This is a genomic window from Pseudomonas sp. LBUM1658, assembly GCF_059716055.1.
Genome location: NZ_CP166798.1, coordinates 2,070,011 through 2,085,280 on the forward strand (window position 1 = coordinate 2,070,011; position 15,270 = coordinate 2,085,280).

Here is a 15,270-nt window from a genome sequence, read left to right on the forward strand (position 1 = left end):
TTGACGTTAACGACGGAACAACAACACGGTCATGACCCCATGGAAAACCACCGCCGGCCACAACAACAAACCACTGCTGACAAACACGCCGACATACGCCAGGTACACCGCAATCGCCCCGTTGTAGACCTGCATCGCCCTAACCGCCGCGGTGCTGACCGGCCGGGGCCAGCAGGCAATCCCCAGTGCAAACAGGGCAAGTCCGAAAAACCGTGCAAACAGGTTGGTCACCTCGGTCTCGTCAATCCCCAGCAGCACACTGCTGACCAGCCCAGGCGTGAACAACAGCGCCAATCCGGTAGCGAGTTCGACAACGGCTGCCACCAAAAGCAGCTTATGCGGGGTGATGAAGCGTGCTGGATTCATGATCGTCACTCGATGGGGTAGAGGCGCTGGCTGCGCGGTCCTGGCGGATAAACTCGGCGGCTTTTTCACCGATCATTACCGTCGCCGCCGTGGTGCTGCATCCAATGATAGTTGGCATGATCGAAGCATCGACCACGCGCAGACCTTCCAGGCCATGCACCCTCAGTCGAGCGTCGACCACTGCCATCGGATCGGCGCCCATCTTGCAGGTGCCCACTGGGTGATAGAGGGTGTCGGCCCGGTCGCGCAGGACCTGCTCGATTTCGGCGTCAGTGTTCATCGGTGCGTCAATCGCGCTCTTTGGGTTGAACGCCTTGAAGGCCGGGGTCGCCATAACCTTCTGGATGACGCGATAGCCTTTGATCAGCGTCTTGATGTCGTCGGGATGGGTCAAAAAGGCCGGATCGATCAGTGGTGGCTTCATCGGATCGGCACTGGCCAAGGTCAATTGCCCGACACTTTTCGGGTGCAGCAGGCAGGCGTGCACGCTGAGGCCATGACCGCGATACAACGTGCGCCCATGGTCGGCAAACATGGCGATGGTCAGCGCCAGTTCGATGTCTGCCTGACGCAGTTCCGGCGAGGTTTTGACGAAGGCGCAGGCCTCGGCAAAGTTGCTGGTCAACGGCCCGCTGCGATGCCGCCAGTAACGAATCGCGGCTTTGGCAATGTCCCAGACACCGGCCAGCGACAGGCCGATCAAGTGACGGGATTTGACGCGGTAGGAGTGCACGTAATCGATGTGATCTACCAGGTTTTGGCCTACGCCCGGCAGTTCGTGTACCACCGGGATATCGAACTTCAGCAGTTCATTAACAGGGCCAACGCCGGACAACAACAGCAGTTGCGGTGAGTTGAAGGCGCCGGAACTCAAAATCAGTTCATGGCGCACGTGCAGTGTGCGTTTTACGCCGTTCTGCATGAACTCGACGCCCACCGCGCATTTGCCGTCGAAAATAATTCGCGCGGCGTGGGCATGGGTTTCGATGCGCAGGTTCTGCCGCTGACGATTAGGCGTGAGGTAGGCTTTGGCCGCGCTGCAACGCTGCCCATCCTTTTGCATCACCTGCACGCGGCCAAAACCTTCCATGGTAACGCCGTTCTGATCGGGACAAGTCGGGTAGCCTGCCTGCATGCCAGCCTCGACGAAGGTTTCGCCAAACGGATTGGGCGAGGCGTGAAAGCGCACGTTGAGTGGGCCGTTCTGGCCGTGCAGCGGGTCTTTGAAATGTTCGTTGTGCTCGGCACGCTTGAAGAACGGCAACACCTCTTGGTAGCTCCAGCCAGGGTTGCCGAGGGCCGCCCAGCGGTCGAAGTCTTCGGGGTGGCCACGGTGGTAGGCCATGGCATTGATCGAAGAACTGCCGCCCAGGGTCTTGCCCCGTGGCTGATAGCCGATCCGGCCATTCAAACCCGACTGCGGCACGGTCTGGTACTGCCAGTTATTGATCGAGGTCGGCACCATCGCCGCAACGCCGGCCGGCATGTGCACCAATGGATTCGTATCCGGGCCGCCCGCTTCCAGCAGGCAGACTGAAATAGTCGGATCTTCCGACAAGCGACTGGCAACGACGCAGCCGGCAGCGCCCGCGCCGACTACGATGTAATCGAATTCCGTGTTCTCGTTCATGCGTTCTTCTCTTTGTTCGATGCACAACTTCAACGCATTGTGGGCAGAAGGCCGGGGCGCTACTGGTCAATAGAGTCAATTCGACGGTCACTGGGACAGGTGACTATCGCGCCAAGCACCGGAACATCCGGGACAAGCCCGGAGCCGGTGATTGACCGGGGCGCATCCCGGGAGCGAGTATCGGTTTTTGCATCTCTATCAGGCAGGCCAATGTCAGGTTCGAAAATGGATACGCCCGGCACCGAAGCACTGTTGCGTGAAGAAGCGTTGCAGCCCACCACCATCGGCAGCTACACCGTAGCCATCGCCCGGGCGCTGGACGCCAGTGGTGTGGACAGCAAACGGATTTTCAGCGCCATGGGCATCCCGCCGGACCTGTCGACCGATCCGATGACCCGCCTGCCGGCCGCCACCATGACCCGGTTGTTCCGGGCTTGCGTCGACGTGACCAACAACCCGTATTTCGGCCTGACCGTGGCCAAGCATATTCATTTGACCCACTTGCATGCCTTGGGCTATTCCCTGGCGGCCAGTGGCACCCTGATGGATTTTTGCCGACGCCTGGAGCGTTACTTCCGGCTGGTTTCACAGGTCGCCAAGATCAGCGTCAGTCAGGTTGATGAGCAGGTGCTGTTGCGATTCGAGTACCTGGTGGAACTCAGCAGCGAGACAGAGGATGCGTTTTTCGGTTTTCTGATCCGCACCATGCGCCTGATCTACAAGCAGGAGTTCAGCCCGTTGCGAGTGGAGATGCATCGCCCCATGCCTCACGAGGGGGCGCAGCCTTACGAGGTACTGTTCCGCTCACCGGTGGTGCTCAGCCAGGAATTCGGCCTGCTGGTGTTCAACAAGGCTGACCTTACGCAAGTGCTCAGCGGTTCCTGCCCGGAATTGGCCCAGGTCAACGACAACATCATCATCAGTTACCTGGCGCGGCTGGACAAAAGCGATGTCATCACCGGGGTGACTCAGAAGATTATCGAGTTCCTTCCCGACGGCGATTGCACCCGGGACAAGGTCGCCAGCGCGCTGTGCATGAGTCCGACCAAACTGCAGCTCAAGCTGTCCCAGCGAGGGACGAATTTCCAGCAATTGCTGGATGACACTCGCAAGGAACTGGCGTGCAGTTACCTGAGCCAGGCGTCGCGCCCGGTGACTGAAATCACCTTTTTGCTGGGGTTCAGCGACACTAGCAACTTCACCCGCGCCTTCAAACGCTGGACCGGGCTATCACCGACGGATTTTCGGGCACAGTCCCTGTAGGAGCAGCCTTCGGCAGCTCCTACAGGGGATCGATGTACAGCTTTACTGGGCGGGTGGGTTGGGCAGGATGACTTCGAAGTTCGGTGAGAAGCTGTCCATCAATCCCAGCAGGCCGCCGAAGGCCTGGGGGTTGCCTTCGATTTTCAATTGGCCGCTCTGGATCGCCTGCTGCGGTGTCAGCTGCTGGGTCATGATCGCGTTCAGGGTGTCGCGGTTCAAGGTGAGTGTGGCGTCCGGGTTCGGTGCGCTGCGATCGGCGGAGTAGGTCAGCGCCGAGTTTTCCAGGTTGAGCAGGTAGTGCTTGCCGCTGTCACTGAAGTTCCAGTTCATCACGATGTGCTTGCCCTCGGCTTTTGGCCCGTTGAGGCGTACGCCGAGCAGGTCGAAGATGTTCTCGATGGACAGTGCGCGAATAGTGTCGGGGCTGGCGGTGCGCAGCGGGGACGGGACTTTCTTGCCGCCACTGCGCAGTTCCATGGCACCGGTCAGGTAGCTGTTGCGTTCCACTGCCGATTCGGCCTGGTAACCGAGTTGTTCCAGGGCATCGGCGAACAGCTCCAGCGCCGATTGATTGGTGGGCTCGGCGTCGACCAGATGACTCATGGCCTGAGACACCCAACGGTATTCACCGGCCTTGTAGTCAGACTGAGCCCGAGCGAGCAGCGCATCGGCACCACCGGCATAAGCGACAAACTTGCGCCCGTAATCAGCGTTGCTCAAAGCGTCCATATTGGCCGGGTTGGCGTCGTACCAGCCCATGTATTGCTGATAAACCGCCTTGGCGTTGCGCTGCACCGAACCGTAGTAACCACGGGCGAACCATTCATTGGCGAGGCTCGACGGCACGTTCTGACGCATGAACTCAGCGATCTCCACCGGTTTGTAGCCCTTGTTCACCAGACGCAAAGACTGGTCGTGCAGCCATTTGTACAGATCACGCTGTTTGCTCAGGTAACCGTTCACCTGCTGCTTACCGAACACCGGCCAGGTGTGCTGGCCGACCAGGATGTCGGTGTCCGAACCGAAACGCTGCAAGGCTTCATTGAGGTATTTGGCCCATGATTGGCTGTCACGGATTTCCGCGCCGCGCAGGGTCAGCAGCTGGTGCTGCGTCTGCAAGGCCAGCTCGCCGGTGTCCAGCACCTTGTACTGCGGGAAGTAGTGAACCATCTCCGCCGGCGCTTCGGTGCCCGGTGTGAGCATGTTGATGATCTCGACGCCGTCGATTTCCAGCTTCTCGATCGGCTGGCTGATCTCACGGGTTGGCGGGATCAGGGTGATGGTGCCGTTGGGCAGCGCCTTCGCCCCGCCGAGGTCCAGTTGGCCGCGATCGCCACGGGGCAGGGTGGTGCCGAACTGGTATTCGCTGCGACGGCTCATGGCGTTGCCGGCCATGACGTTTTCGGCAATCGCATGGTCCATGAAGCCCACTGGCGCGATGATCTGCACCTTGCCGGCCTTGACGTCCGTCTCATCAACGATGCCTTTGACGCCACCGTAGTGGTCGACGTGGCTGTGGTTATAAATCACCGCCAGCACCGGTTTTTTCGGCCTATGTTCGTAATAGAGATTCAGTGCGGTGCGGGCGGTTTCGGCCGTCATCAACGGGTCGATGATGATCAACCCAGTCTTGCCTTCGATGATGGTCATGTTGGTCAGGTCCATGCCACGCACCTGATAGAAACCCTCGGTGACCTTGTACAAACCGTTGGCCATGGACTTGCGCGCTTGCAGCCACAGGCTTGGGTTGACAGTGGCTGGACCGGCAACAGGCTTGAGGAACTCATAGCCCTTGAGGCTGTAGATCACCTTGCCGTCGGCAGTCAGGGTCTCGGCGTCCGGGATGCTGGCGATGAAGCCGCGATTGATGTCGGCCTCACTTTGCCCATTCATGTTGAGCAGCATCTGACTGGTCGCAGCATTGGCCGCCACGGTGGCGGGCTCGGCGGATTTCGGCTCGACAAGGGCCAGGGCGGATTGGCTGATCAGACTCGCCAGCAACGTCGGTAACAGCAGAACAGGAAGGGTCTTTTTCATGGGCTCTGTTTTCAGGTCAGTGGTGTTGGTCGGCGCAGGCCGGACCGCTCGACTACTGTTCTACAGCCGATGACCGAAACAGGCCGGTCAATACCGCCCGATTGCCAGTCCATCCAAAGCGGCATCAGCGCTTTTTCACGATCACGTTGCGCTGACCGATGATTTGGCGCAATTGACCGGCGACCCACCCATCGCTCGCGATACAACAGCCTCGACCGATCCGGCATGCGCTCCATAGAGCAGGGCGCACAGCCGGAAGCGGCATTTTTTCTTGAATGACTTTTCGTGAACCCACAGAGAAGGCGAGCACGCTAGATGAATAACAACAATAAGATCTGCCAAACAAATCTGCGGCGCGGGCTTCTGGCCTCGGCGGTTCTCGCCGGACTGGGGATGACGCCCGTGCAGGCGTTCGAGTTCGATACGGGTAACGAGGACTTGTCGGTACGTTTCGACAATACATTCAAGTTCAATTACGCCCAGCGCGTCGAAGCCCCGAACAGCAAGCTGGCTAACGCGTGGAACAACAACGACGGCGACCGCAATTTTTCCTCCGGCAGCCCCGTCGCCCAGCGCCTCGACGTGCTGTCGGAACTGGACGTGGTGTACAAAAAGCAGATGGGCTTTCGGGTCAGCGCCAACAGTTGGTATGACCATGCCTATGACGATGTCGGCAGTGATAACCCATCGACCAACCAGCTCAATAATGGCACGCCCGATTCGCGGCACCAGAGCGGCTATGCCGACCGTTATTACAACGGTCCGTCCTCGGAGATCCTCGACGCCTTTGTCTTCGGCAGCACCGAGATCGGCGACGAATCGCTGCTGAGTGGCAAGGCGGGCAAGCACACCCAGTACTGGGGCGAAAGCATCCTGGCCTTCGCCCATGGCAACAGCTACGGCCAATCGGGTCTGGATTTGTCCAAGGCACTCGCCGTACCGGGCACCGAAGCCAAGGAGCTGTTCATCCCGCGTAACCAGCTGTCCACCAGCTTCACCGTCAACCAGGAACTGACCCTGGCCGCGCAGTACTTCCTCGACTGGGACGCGGCTCGCCTGCCGGAGTCCGGCACGTACCTGGGCTTCAACGACGGCATCCAGAGCGGCGGCCATAACCTGTCGCTGATCGCCGCACAGAATCCTCGTTTCGGTTCGCCCGGTCCCCTGGGCGCCAATCAGTTCCTGCGGCTCACCAATGGCCACACGTACACGCCTGACAACCACGGTGACTTCGGCCTGATGGCCAAGTGGAGCCCGGCGTGGCTCGACGGCACCTTGGGTGTTTACTACCGCAAAACCTCGGACATCCTGCCCAATCTGGTGCTGCAACCGACCGCTGTCGGACCGGCTCAGCTGATTTCGGGCAATGCCGGCAGCTACAACCAGTTCTACGTCGACGACATCGATGTCTATGGCTTCAGCCTGTCCAAAAGCGTTGCAGGCGTGAGCGTCGGTTTCGACCTCAACTATCGCCACAACATGCCGTTGTCCAGCGTTCCGGCCACCGTCAACCCGACCCTGGGGGCGGCGAAGGCACCTGGCTTTATCAGCAGCTTCGATGGCGACAACGGCGTGGCGCGCGGCAACACCGTGCATGCGGTGCTTAACGGCCTGACGACGTTCGGCGATACCCCGCTCTGGGATTCCTCCACGTTGCTGGTCGAACTTGGCTACAGCCGTTGGCTGGACGTCACCGAGAACAAGCAACTGTTCAAGGGCGAGGACTGGTATGACGGCGTCGACAAGGTCTCCAGGGACAATTACATCCTCGGCATGAACTTCAACCCGACCTGGTACCAGGTATTCCCCGGCATCGATATGTTCATGCCGGTCAGCTACAACGTCGGCCTCGCGGGTCAATCCTCCGTGCAATTGGGCGGCAACAAAGGCACCGGCAGCTACTCGGTCGGCGTCGGCATGGACGTGCGCAGTCAGTACCGCTTCGATCTCAAGTATGTCGACAACTTCGGCGACTTCGACACCTGCGACTCCGCCGGCAGTGCCGGAACTCGGGGCGACGGTGCCGCTCCCGGCGCCAATGGTCAATACAACTGCGTTCCCGGTCAGACCACAGCGTTTGCCGGTACCGTGGCCCAGCTCAAGGATCGCGGCATGGTCACTTTCACTTTCAAAACCACCCTCTGATCCAAGAGCTGTGAGTCAACAGGAGACACCCTATGAATTTCGTCAAATCAGTATTGGCCAGCGCCCTGGCCCTGACCGTCGCAGGCTCCGCTCATGCGGCAGTCAGCGCCGACCAGGCCGCTAAACTCGGCACCAGCCTGACCTTGGTCGGCGCAGACAAAGCCGCCAACACCGATGGCAGCATTCCGGCGTACACCGGAGGCCTGACTGCGATCCCGGCCGGGTTCAAGTCCGGTGACTCGTTCCGCCCGGACCCCTTCGACGCTGAGAAGCCGCGCCTGGTGATCACCACAAAAAACCTTGCCGAGCAGAAAGACAAACTCACCGCGACAGCCCAGGCGTTGCTCACTCGTTATCCGTCCTATCGCCTCGACGTGTATCCGACTCACCGCAGCGTTGCACTGCCTCAAGGGGTACTGGACAACACCGCGAAAAACGCCGTCACCGCCAAGACCACCGACAGTGGCCTGAGCCTGGAAAATGTCCTGCCGGGCGTGCCGTTCCCGATCCCGGCTGACGGTAACGAAGCGATGTGGAACCACTTGCTGCGTTATCAAGGCGTGGCCATGACCAACAAGTACGATTCCTGGAACGTTGACTCCTCCGGCGCTGCATCCTTGAGTTCCACCGGTAACTTCTTCATCGAATACCCGCTGTACTCGCCGGCACGCCCGGTTGGCCCGGTGTCGGCCGATGAGGTGTTCTACAAAATCAAACTGGCTTACTCCGGCCCGGCCCGTCGCGCCGGTGAAGCGTTGTTGCTCATGGATTCGGTCAACCCGTTGAAGCAGCCTCGTCGCGCCTGGCAATACCTGCCGGGGCAACGTCGGGTGAAACTGGCGCCGGACCTGGCTTACGACACACCGAACCCGGGCACCGTCGGCGCCGCGACTTACGACGACGCGTTCCTGTTCAACGGTGCGATGGACCGTTACGACTTCAAACTGGTGGGCAAGAAAGAACTGTACGTGCCGTACAACACCTACAAGCTGAGTTACCACAAAGACGCGGCCGACGTGATGAAGGCCAACCACGTCAACCCCGACCTGCTGCGCTGGGAGCTGCATCGGGTGTGGGTGGTCGAGGCCACTCTCAAACCGGGCAAACGCCACATCTACAGCAAGCGCACCTTCTACCTCGACGAAGACAGCTGGATCGCTCTGGCGTCCGACGAGTATGACGGCCGTGGCCAGCTCTACCGTGGCGGCTTCTCGCACTTGACCTACAGCTACGACGTGCAGGCCCCGGACACCATCAACCACATGCTCTACGACCTGGTTTCCGGTGCTTACAACATGAACGGTTTCTACGGTCCTTACGGTGGCCTCAAGTACATCGACCCACTGTCCAAGGCTCAGTGGTCCGCCGAGTCGCTGGCCGGTACCGGTATCCGCTAAACCCCCGACCCTGTAGGAGCTGTGGTGTGCACCCCGAGATAATAATAATGACGATGATCAAGTGGTTTCTGCTGACCGCACTGATGGCAGCGATGGCCGTTCCGTTTACCCACCCCGTGATTGCCGGTGAGTTTGCCGATGTACTCGACACGCCGGCGATACGCAGTGATCTGGCTGCGCAGGCGACGCTCACCGGGCTGACCCAGGCCGGTGAACGGCTGGTTGCCGTGGGCCAACGCGGGCACATTCTGTATTCCGATGATGCCGGCCAACATTGGCAGCAGGCGCAGGTGCCGGTCAGTTCCGACCTGGTCGCCGTGCACTTTCCGAACTCACAACAAGGCTGGGCGGTAGGGCACGATGGCGTGGTCCTGCACAGCCGCGACGCGGGGCAGACCTGGAAGCGGCAACTGGACGGGCGCGAGGTTGGCCCGATCATGCTCAAATACTACCAGCAGCAACTCGCCAAACAACCGGATGACGTGGACCTGCAAGCACGGTTCAGCGACGCTCAACGCATGGTCGAAGAGGGCGCCGATAAACCCTTCCTCGATGTCTGGTTCGAAAACGATCAGGTCGGCTACATCGTCGGCGCGTTCAACTTGATTTTACGCACGGACAACGGAGGTCTCGAATGGACGCCATTGCTCGAACACACCGACAACCCCAGTGCGCTGAATCTCTATGCACTGCGGCCGGTAGGGGATGATTTGTTCGTCGTCGGCGAGCAAGGCCTGGTCATGAAACTGGACCGCGCGAGCGGTCGCTTCAACGCGACCCCCACGCCCTATAACGGCAGCTTTTTCGGCATTACCGGCAAGCCCGGTGCAGCGTTGGTGTTCGGCCTGCGCGGCAACGTCTTTCGCAGCACCGATGGCGGGACGAGCTGGAACAAGATCGACCTCGGCCTGCCCCTGAGCATTACGGCCAGCAGCGTCACCGCCGATGGCCGGATCGTGCTGGTCAGCCAGGCCGGTCATGTACTGATTAGCACCGACGACGGTGCGAGTTTTCAGCTCCAGCCGCACACCGCACTGGCCCCGGTCGCCGCAGCGCAGGTTTCCAGCACTGGTTCGTTGGTGCTCGCGGGCACCCGTGGCCTGCGGCAGCTGCCTCTCGAATAAGCCCGGCATTACATAGAGAACACCATGATGGGTCACTACGAACTCGAAACAATGCCGGTCATCCGTGAGCTGAAGGGCTTCGACGCCCGCTCCGGCAATGCCCTGGAACGGCTGATTTTCAACAACCGCCTAATGGTGGTGCTGGCCTGCCTGCTGGTGACGGTGGCGCTGAGCGTTTTCGCCACGACTCGGCTGACGCTCAATGCCAGCTTCGAAAAGATGATTCCCCAGAGCCAGCCCTTCATCAAAAATTACCTGGAAAACCGTCAGGCCCTGCGCGGTCTGGGCAACGCGGTGAGGGTGGTGGTGGAGAGCAGCAACGGGGACATTTTCGACCCGCACTATCTGGATGCCTTGAAGGAGATCAACGACGAACTGTTCGTGACGCCGGGCGTCGACCGGGCCTGGATGAAATCGCTATGGACCCCGGCGGTGCGCTGGACCGAAGTGACCGAGCAAGGCTTCCAGGGCGGCCCGGTGATGCCCGATTCCTATGACGGCTCGGCGCAGAGCGTGCAGCAATTACGGCAGAACATCGCCCGTTCGGGCATCGTCGGCAGTTTGATCGGCAACAACTTCAAGTCGAGCATGATTTTCGTGCCGCTGCTGGAGAAAGACCCGGTCACGGGGCAGGGCATCGACTATCACCAGTTCTCGAAAACCCTTGAAGAGAAACTGCGCGACAAGTATGAGTTTGAAGGTGGCGTGCGCGTCACGGGTGAGGAAGGAAAAGGCCCGATCAAGATTCGTGTCATTGGGTTCGCCAAACTGATCGGAGACCTGATCGATGGCCTGATGCAGGTGATGTTGTACTTCGGCGCCGCTGCGCTGATTGCCACGGCGATCATCTTTTACTTCACCCGTTGTGTGCGCAGCACGGCGCTGGTGATCCTTTGTTCGGTCATTGCGGTGGTCTGGCAATTAGGGTTGGTCGCAGTGTTCGGCTTCGCGCTGGACCCGTTCTCGATTCTGGTGCCATTCCTGGTGTTCGCCATCGGCGTGTCCCACGGCGCGCAGAAGATGAACGGGATCATGCAGGACGTTGGGCGCGGCACTCATCAACTGGTCGCCGCGCGTTATACCTTCCGCCGCTTGTTTCTCGCTGGCCTCACCGCACTGCTGGCGGATGCCGTGGGTTTTGCGGTGTTGATGCTGATCGACATTCCGGTGATCCAGGACCTGGCGATCACCGCCAGCATCGGCGTCGCGGTGCTGATTTTTACCAACCTGGTGCTGCTGCCGGTGTTGTTGTCTTATTGGGGGGTGAGTCGCAAAGCGGCCGAGCGTAGCCTGCGTGCAGAGAATCAAGAGCTGCGCGGCAAAGGCATGGGCGCGCTGTGGAGTTTCCTCGACAAGTTCACCGAGCGCCGCTGGGCGACATTCGCTGTTGCGGTGGCTGGCCTGTTGGCGGTGGGCGGGATTGTTGTCAGCCATCATCTGAAGATCGGCGACCTCGATCCCGGTGCTCCGGAACTGCGCTCCGACTCGCGTTATAACCGCGATAACGCCTACATCACCGCCAACTATTCGCTGTCCAGCGACCAGTTCGCGATCATGCTCAAGACCCCCAGCGAAGGCTGCCTGAAATACGAAACCCTGATGGAAGCCGATCGCCTGGGCTGGTTGTTGCAGCAGCAACCCGGCGTGCAAACTACGGTGTCGCTGGTCAACGCGGTGCGGCAGATCACTGCCGGTTCCTACGAAGGCAACCCGAAGTGGCTGACCATCGCGCGCAACCAGAACGTGCTGAATTACGGTGCGCAGCAGGCTTCGGTCAGCAGTCCCGATCTGTTCAACAACGATTGTTCGATGATGCCGATCGTGGCGTACCTGTCCGATCACAAGGCCGAAACCCTCGACCGCGTGGTGCAAGTGGCCGAAGCCTTTGCCCGCGAACACAGCAACGGCGAACGCCAGTTCATGCTCGCCGCCGGCAGTGCCGGGATCGAAGCGGCGACCAACATCGTCGTGCGGGATGCCAATCGGACCATGTTGTTGTACGTATACGGCGCCGTGATAGTGTTGTGCTTCATTACCTTTCGCAGCTGGCGCGCAGTGGTCGTGGCGGTAGTGCCGTTGATGCTGACCTCGATTCTTTGCGAAGCGTTGATGGTTTGGCTGGGTATGGGGGTGAAAGTCGCCACGCTGCCGGTTATCGCCCTCGGTGTGGGGATTGGTGTGGATTACGCGCTGTACCTGCTGAGCGTGCAATTGGCGCAGCAACGTGCTGGGTTGTCTTTGACCGAGGCCTATCGCAACGCCGTGGCGTTTACCGGCAAAGTCGTGGCATTGGTCGGTATAACCCTGGCCGCTGGCGTGATTACCTGGGCCTGGTCGCCGATCAAGTTCCAGGCCGACATGGGCATCCTGCTTACGTTCATGTTCATCTGGAACATGGTCGGGGCGTTGGTGCTGATCCCGGCGCTGTCTCATTTCCTTTTAAAAGATGGTGAGATAAATCGATGCCTTCGAGGCTGAGTGTCTGCTTTTGGCCGATTTCTGCCTGTCGTGACAGGCAGAAATCGACCCATTGCGGTCTCTCGCGTACTCCTCCCTGTCGTGTCGCGGCCAGGTGCTCGCCGACGAGTTTTGAGCACTGGGCGCCGCTGACGAGCGTTTGCCTGTCATTGGGGCGACCAATTCGTTTCAAACTACAATGCAGTGGGGATAGTGGGGGCTGCACCTGTATTCCAGCCTGATGGTCCATTTGCTCGATCAACGCCGACCCGTGCGGTAGCCCGCCCTCTGAGGAGGTTTCCATGCTGCTCAATTTACTGGCCGGCCTTCCTGTGATGTTGCTCTGCCTGCTACTGCAAGCCGTTTTCGTGACCATATGCCTGCGTCATTACGTCCATTTCAGGCATGCCCAACCAGGCCGCGAATCGCAATTGCTGAATATCCTGTTGTTGTCGATGGTGATGCTGTTGATGTTGCTCAGTAATTTCGTGCAGATTGCCATCTGGGCCGCGCTGCTCATGTTTCTCGACGAATTCGACGACTTCGCCACCGCGCTGTATCACTCAGGGGTCAACTTCGCCACTCTGGGCTATGGCGATATCATAATGTCCTCACGATGGCGTCTGCTCGGCCCACTGGAGGCAGCCAACGGCATCCTGATGTTTGGTGTCTCTACCTCGGTGATGACAGCTGCGGTGATGGATGTCATAAAGCACAACATGGACAGGCTACAGCAGCGTGAACGACCATAGGCAGGGTAGGAAAAGGCTGGTGCGACTCTATCTGAACCTTGATAAGGTTTCCGGAGTGTTTGAAGCAAAGGTCTCCAAAAGGCTGTAGCGCTAGGCCTGTCAAAGCAAATCCTCAACCCAGTCATAACTAATACTTTAATGAGTGACTGCTTCTGGCCCAGAGTGTGTAAAAACGCTGGATGAAGTTTTCAACTTCAAATCCATGGCCCTTCTCACGCTTCGGCGCCCACTCACGGCCAGGATGCCCTTGGCCCACCAACTTAGCGTTGCCGATGACTTGAAAAGCCTGAACGGGCTCTAACGTCCTCTAAATCATATCCAAAGTTGGCAAAATCTTAGGTCGCCAGAGCCTTAATCAAACTCCCAGTCCCCATGATTTTCATGACCCGTTTCAGATTGTAGGCGAGTACGTTCAAGCTCATCTCTGCGCTTACCCCGGAAGTTTTCGGGTCAGGAAGTGCGTCGCGCCCATCCATTGTTTGAGCGTCCCGAAGGGATGCTCAACCGTCCGTTTGCGGATCCGCATCATCTCTGGCGCGTTGCTCAGCCGGTTCTGCATTTCCTCCGGCACGGCTTCATGCTCCCAGCGCCGGACTCGCCGCTCCGGCAATCAACGTACCTTCCATCGGCCAGCGCACTTCCAGATATTCAGTCAAATAATTCATAAACGCTTTGACCTTGGGTGTGATGGCAGCGCGCTCCTGGACGCATACATAAATATCGAGCGGTTCTGCGTAGGCATAAGTTGAAGCGTGGCAATGTTCAAACAGAGGAACGAGTTGGCCACTTTCGATGTAGGGCGCCGCCACGAACTCTGCCAGGCGGGTAATTCCCGCTCCGCAGATCGCCATTTGGGCCAGAGCGTCAATATCGTCGCTGATGGCGGTCGCATTGAGCGTAGCGTCGTAACGTTGCCCATCCCGGATAAAGCCCCAGTGTAGAAAGCGTCCGTCCAGCGGGTAGCGAAACGCTAGACAGGCATGCTGTTGCAGATCTTCAGGGGTGCGTGGCCAGCCGACTTGTTCCAGATAAGCGGGGGATGCGCAGATGATAAAAGGGACCGAAACGATCTTGCGAGCGACGATCCCTTCTTCCAGTTGTGGTTTGATCCGCAGGCTCAGATCAATGCCTTCTTGAATATGATTAATTTTGCGATCGGTGGTTGAGAGTTCAAGTATCAGGTGTGGGTAACGTGCAGCGAAGCCAGCGATTACTGATGCCAGCACATGCCGCCCAAACGCGGAGGTAGAAGCGATGCACAGTCGCCCCTGGAGTGGGGACTGCGCGCTGGTGATCGCACTTTGCGCCGATTCGAGATCACGCGCGATGCGTTTCACTTTTTCGTAGTACACCGCGCCGTTCTCGGTCAACGCCATGCTGCGTGTGGTGCGCTGGAGAAGGCGCGTGCCCAGGTGGGTTTCCAGGCGATTGACGGTCTGGCTTACGGCAGCGGCACTGACGCCCAAGGTTTTGGCCGCGCCCACGATAGAGCCCGCTTCAACCACCTTGATAAAACTATCAATCGCCCCTAACAGATTCATTTTTGGCCCAGCGAGAAGAGTTATTCGTAAGATTTTATTTATAAAGCACTCACCGATAAGTGTCTAGTTGCTGGTTTTTGATCTTGCTAAGGTGCTTGTCACTTATCAATCGAAGACCAACAAGGCCTGATATGAATCAAAAAGCACCCTCTAAATCTCTATTTTTCAATCAGCGCAAGCTCACGGCCCGCGCAACGCTCTATGTTTTCGCGCTGTACATGGCGACGATCATGGCGTTCTTGATGTCACTCGTGATCACTGCGGCAAATTCCGGTATTGAGACGGGTTACCTAAGTAATGCGCTGCACGCCTATAAGTTGGCGATGCCAGTGGCATTCCTGTGCATACTCGTCGTTCGCCCTATAGTGCTAAAACTGGTGACTCTGACTGTGCACCCACATCATTGAGGGCGGCCGGGATGCCGTTGCCGAATGCAATCAGTCGTCTTTTAACCAGCGAGCAGCGGATTCGGCGGTTGTCTCAGGCCCCGTGTTGAATGCAATGGACGCATTGGGCGCGCCTTTACTGGCGGAATGCGGTATTGCGCAGTTATCAACC

At 58.9% G+C, this 15,270-nt stretch carries 11 protein-coding genes and 1 pseudogene; 7 read left to right on the plus strand and 5 right to left on the minus strand.

The window, feature by feature from the left end; all coding sequences use genetic code 11:
• Positions 1-6 precede the first annotated feature (6 nt).
• Positions 7-366, minus strand: a complete 360-nt coding sequence (locus tag ACA064_RS09460; protein WP_497673113.1) for a hypothetical protein — start codon at positions 364-366, stop codon at positions 7-9.
• Positions 335-1,996 carry a GMC family oxidoreductase gene (locus ACA064_RS09465; RefSeq protein WP_497673114.1) on the minus strand — a complete coding sequence of 554 codons (1,662 nt, stop codon included), beginning with the start codon at positions 1,994-1,996 and terminating at the stop codon, positions 335-337. The genes ACA064_RS09460 and ACA064_RS09465 overlap by 32 nt, the downstream gene beginning before the upstream one ends.
• Before the next feature lie 210 nt (positions 1,997-2,206).
• Here ACA064_RS09465 and ACA064_RS09470 point away from each other — a divergent pair, with 210 nt between their 5' ends.
• A complete protein-coding gene (locus ACA064_RS09470) occupies positions 2,207-3,259 on the plus strand; it encodes an AraC family transcriptional regulator (protein ID WP_497673115.1) in 1,053 nt (350 codons plus the stop codon).
• Positions 3,260-3,301: 42 nt separating this feature from the next.
• Here ACA064_RS09470 and ACA064_RS09475 read toward each other — a convergent pair whose 3' ends face one another.
• Positions 3,302-5,296 carry an alkyl/aryl-sulfatase gene (locus ACA064_RS09475; RefSeq protein ID WP_497673116.1) on the minus strand — a complete coding sequence of 665 codons (1,995 nt, stop codon included), beginning with the start codon at positions 5,294-5,296 and terminating at the stop codon, positions 3,302-3,304.
• Between the two features lie 315 nt (positions 5,297-5,611).
• On the opposite strand from ACA064_RS09475, the gene ACA064_RS09480 reads away from it, so the two are divergent.
• The 5 genes from ACA064_RS09480 to ACA064_RS09500 all read left to right on the plus strand — a co-directional run bounded on the left by ACA064_RS09480 (position 5,612) and on the right by ACA064_RS09500 (position 13,171).
• The gene (locus tag ACA064_RS09480; RefSeq protein ID WP_497673117.1) at positions 5,612-7,441 is read left to right on the plus strand and encodes a DUF1302 domain-containing protein; all 1,830 of its coding nucleotides are present in this window, start codon (positions 5,612-5,614) and stop codon (positions 7,439-7,441) included.
• A 32-nt stretch (positions 7,442-7,473) separates the two neighbouring features.
• Positions 7,474-8,838 carry a DUF1329 domain-containing protein gene (locus ACA064_RS09485; RefSeq protein ID WP_497673118.1) on the plus strand — a complete coding sequence of 455 codons (1,365 nt, stop codon included), beginning with the start codon at positions 7,474-7,476 and terminating at the stop codon, positions 8,836-8,838.
• Positions 8,839-8,885: 47 nt separating this feature from the next.
• A complete protein-coding gene (locus tag ACA064_RS09490) occupies positions 8,886-9,962 on the plus strand; it encodes a WD40/YVTN/BNR-like repeat-containing protein (RefSeq protein ID WP_497673119.1) in 1,077 nt (358 codons plus the stop codon).
• A gap of 27 nt (positions 9,963-9,989) precedes the next feature.
• On the plus strand, positions 9,990-12,440 hold the full coding sequence (locus ACA064_RS09495; protein WP_497674206.1) for an efflux RND transporter permease subunit: 2,451 nt from the start codon (positions 9,990-9,992) through the stop codon (positions 12,438-12,440).
• A 281-nt stretch (positions 12,441-12,721) separates the two neighbouring features.
• Positions 12,722-13,171, plus strand: a complete 450-nt coding sequence (locus ACA064_RS09500) for a potassium channel family protein (RefSeq protein WP_497673120.1) — start codon at positions 12,722-12,724, stop codon at positions 13,169-13,171.
• A 335-nt stretch (positions 13,172-13,506) separates the two neighbouring features.
• Here the strand turns inward: ACA064_RS09500 and ACA064_RS09505 are convergent.
• Together ACA064_RS09505 and ACA064_RS09510 are read right to left on the minus strand one after the other, a co-directional pair.
• Positions 13,507-13,775, minus strand: a pseudogene (locus ACA064_RS09505) (transposase); the annotation flags it as partial.
• Positions 13,747-14,712, minus strand: a complete 966-nt coding sequence (locus tag ACA064_RS09510; RefSeq protein WP_497673121.1) for a LysR family transcriptional regulator — start codon at positions 14,710-14,712, stop codon at positions 13,747-13,749. The pseudogene ACA064_RS09505 and the gene ACA064_RS09510, both read right to left, overlap by 29 nt.
• A gap of 131 nt (positions 14,713-14,843) precedes the next feature.
• Here ACA064_RS09510 and ACA064_RS09515 point away from each other — a divergent pair, with 131 nt between their 5' ends.
• A complete protein-coding gene (locus ACA064_RS09515) occupies positions 14,844-15,119 on the plus strand; it encodes a DUF2798 domain-containing protein (protein WP_497673122.1) in 276 nt (91 codons plus the stop codon).
• Positions 15,120-15,270 lie beyond the last annotated feature (151 nt).